Source organism: Coraliomargarita parva, assembly GCF_027257905.1.
In the GTDB taxonomy this organism is placed as follows: Bacteria; Verrucomicrobiota; Verrucomicrobiia; order Opitutales; family Coraliomargaritaceae; genus Coraliomargarita_A; species Coraliomargarita_A parva.
In genome coordinates, this window is the sequence record NZ_JAPZEI010000023.1 from 1 (window position 1) to 3,063 (window position 3,063).

At 43.1% G+C, this 3,063-nt stretch carries 6 protein-coding genes; 1 reads left to right on the plus strand and 5 read right to left on the minus strand.

The annotated features are described in order from the left end of the window. Positions 1–241 (plus strand): hypothetical protein (locus O2597_RS18515; protein WP_269527261.1); only part of this gene is annotated, 241 nt, incomplete at its 5' end. A gap of 70 nt (positions 242–311) precedes the next feature. On the opposite strand, the gene O2597_RS18520 is transcribed toward O2597_RS18515, so the two are convergent. The 5 genes from O2597_RS18520 to O2597_RS18540 form a co-directional block, all read right to left on the minus strand. Beyond that, entirely contained in the window at positions 312–758 is a 447-nt protein-coding gene (locus tag O2597_RS18520) for a hypothetical protein (RefSeq protein ID WP_269527263.1), read from the minus strand. Positions 759–809: 51 nt separating this feature from the next. Further along, positions 810–1,460, minus strand: coding sequence for an HNH endonuclease (locus tag O2597_RS18525; RefSeq protein WP_269527265.1), 651 nt, complete (start codon positions 1,458–1,460; stop codon positions 810–812). A 71-nt stretch (positions 1,461–1,531) separates the two neighbouring features. Beyond that, positions 1,532–2,086 carry a hypothetical protein gene (locus tag O2597_RS18530; protein ID WP_269527267.1) on the minus strand — a complete coding sequence of 185 codons (555 nt, stop codon included), beginning with the start codon at positions 2,084–2,086 and terminating at the stop codon, positions 1,532–1,534. A gap of 132 nt (positions 2,087–2,218) precedes the next feature. After that, positions 2,219–2,437, minus strand: a complete 219-nt coding sequence (locus tag O2597_RS18535) for a hypothetical protein (protein ID WP_269526831.1) — start codon at positions 2,435–2,437, stop codon at positions 2,219–2,221. A 35-nt stretch (positions 2,438–2,472) separates the two neighbouring features. After that, positions 2,473–2,925: a hypothetical protein gene (locus O2597_RS18540; protein WP_269527269.1), complete on the minus strand. Its 453-nt coding sequence runs from the start codon at positions 2,923–2,925 to the stop codon at positions 2,473–2,475. Positions 2,926–3,063: the final 138 nt, after the last annotated feature.

The following is a 3,063-nucleotide window of genomic DNA, read 5'->3' on the forward strand; positions in this document are numbered from 1 at the left end:
GCTGTTCCCGCAGCGCCTCCAGCGCTACCTTGCTTTTGAACTCGGATGTGAACTTTCGTCTCTTTTTCATTGGTTGCTTTACTTTAACTCGGTGAAGCAACCTGTCCAACTTTACGGGGCCGGCTCAATCGTCAATCTCCATCCGTTTTCATTCTTTTCATTGAGGATTTCCCAATGGGGCTTTGACCGACTGAAGAAGGGGGCAACAATCACGACTATTAGCGTGATGACTGCTGCCTGAGTAAGCCCTAGCAAAATGCTTTTCGAAGTTTTCTTCATTCTATTCTCCAACGTCGAGCTCTGGCGCGCCGTTAGACGTTGTCCAGAAGCGAATGGTTGGAGTTTTGTTCTCTAATTTTGAGGTAAACTTTGCTTCTGATCTCATCCCACTTTCGCTGCTCTGCCTGCAGGAGTGCATAAGATTCAATTACAGTATCGAGGCACTTTAGTGATAAATCCAATCGATCATTCTCTTCTCCTATCTCAATCATCTCCAGCGCCCAGTCGGTTCCTGTGAGTGGGAAATCGCAATCTTGATGATCTTCATCGTGAAGCCATGCCATAAACCTTTCGATCCACTCGATGATCGTATCTGCATTCACATTCTTTCTTTTTCTTAGCTCGTAGAAAACCATCTCGTAGAAAGAGGCTGCATCATATCGATCTTCTATTTCTTCACTCATTCTCTGTAGCAAATCGAGATCGAAGATCTTAACGGCATGCCGCGCTTCGTCTGAAAGTATAAAGTAGGATTTCATTTCTCCAACGTAGAGGTGTGGCACGTAAAGGCGCAGCCTCTGAGTTGTCCACTACCGTCTGGTTGGGTCTATTTTATCGTATTGCTGAGATCCGAAAGTTCCAGGGAACCTTAAGTCTACAACATATGGATTAAAGCCAGGTGGATAATCATTTTCTTTCGGAATAGATTTCTTCCTTTTCGTATTTTCATTTTTCTTCTGGGACTTAGTGACTGTGTCATTTTTTGCACCTGAATCATCTTCCTCTAGATCTTTCTCTGATTGGATATTCCATACGATATCTGTCCACGTTTCAAATAAGCGCCTGCTCTCGGGGATAATAAACTGCTCCTTGATCTCTCGGATTAGTTTATCTCTCATTTTTTTTGTCTTTATGTAATAGCGAGGTGCTTTTCCGGTATTCACTTCGACTAACCAGCTCGGGGTTTTAGAGCTAGGGTTTTCAATTTCATCTTTGATTATCCCCTCAGGAAGTGAGTCTCGTCTGATTGTATTACATTTGTAGCAACAGAGGTATGTGTTGTTTTGGCAGTTTGATCCTCTTCGTTTTGATGTTTTTGCTTGAGGCAATAAATGCTCAACTGTGGCAAATCGTATAGCTTCAGGTGATGCGACGAATGAGTAACCACAGTAAACGCAAGATGTCTGCTTACCACTTCTTAATATGCTTATGATTTTATTAAATGTGGGTGTGTTTTTCATTCTTTTACCCAACGTCGAGACCAGACGCGAGAGTGCGTAGCACACTCGTTGTCTGTGTCGACTGGTTCAGTCTAGTTCCTTTTTAGTTCAATGTCGTAGTCTACAAGATTCCTCGATGTTCCTATTGCCTTCCTTAGCCTTTCAAACTGCTCACTAAACCAATATGCTTCGTCTTCGACTTCAAGCTCGTCGTATAAGGTCTCAATCTGATGTGTCCAATTTGTTATCGAGGTTAGTTGCTCCTGAGTGAAGCGAATAGGTCGGTACGTATCGAATTTTAAGGGGATTTTGTTTGGGTTCAGAACTCTACAGCCAAATATTGCTTCGAGCCGACTAAGCAGACCGATAAAGGCTCCGTAGTCGACTACATCTGGTTTCTCCAAGAAGAGTATCATGATGCCCGGTAAATAATACCTTAGCGCATCAGAACTCATGTAGCTCAGATCTTCGGTATGATAGGACGTGATCGAGTCAAATTCTCTTACTTGCTCACGCTTCAGATGGTTCCAGTTTTTTAGCACATAGTCCCCATCAAGTCCACCCCAGCTAGACATTCTTTCTTTGCTTGGTTTCTCGCATTGCTTGAATGCTTCTCTGATCTGACTAATGCATTCTTCCTTTTGCATTTTATCTTACTGAACGATGAGACCAGACAACCAGCCTGAGAGCTTAATCGTCCAGTTGCTTTTTAGAATTTCGGGGCGGGTTAAATGGGTTGTCTGTGTCGTCTGGATGGACTCCTGAGTGCTTCGGTGATCTTAAAGGCCTCGATTGCTCTTCATCTCTCTTTTAATTTCGGCAAGTTCGACTGCCATACTGTGAAGGATTTGATTTCTTTCATTATTCCATTTTGAGATCTTCTGCCAGAAATGGATGACACCCCAGACTATAGCTCCGATGATAAGCAAATTAATCAGCTGAGCAATGATCATAAAATTGCCAAAATTGTTGAAGACCGTGTTGGTTGTATTTTCCATTTTTTATTCTTCCATCGTCAAAGACTGGCACGCCGTTAGGCGTTGTCCAGCTCTGGCTGGATATGCTTCCTGAAGGCAGCTTTCTGTAATCGGGTTGAATATGTGCAAAGCATTCCGGCCATGCTTGCTAGAATAATTAAGACAATGGCTGATGTCTGATTGATGAAGGGAGCACCCAATCCTGCAATTGCCCAATTAAAGATAATAAATAGTCCTGTGGCGCCTCCAGTTGCCAACCCACTGAGGTATTCAGGAAGCTCATCCTCTTCTTTTTTTGCTTCGATTTTATCTCTAAACTGAACTGTTGTTTTGGTGTTTTCTTTTTTGGCAGCTAAGTCTGGTGTCGCTTGGGTATACTTCTCCAGGTAGACTTTTCGAAGTGGTGTTACTCCAGCCTGGTGATCTACAACTATTACACTTTCTTCACTCAAAGCATGGCTGATGGAAAATAATCCTAGGAAAAGGCTGACTATGATTATGTTTTTCATCTTTCGCATATCGTTAAGGTGTATCTTCGGAGTGAGCAGCGCGAACGGAGTTGATACCACCGCTTGGTTCGAACCCAGTTTTAATCAATCCGAATGCGATGGTTGGTTCGAGTTCCCCAAAGCGTCCGAAGCTTATCA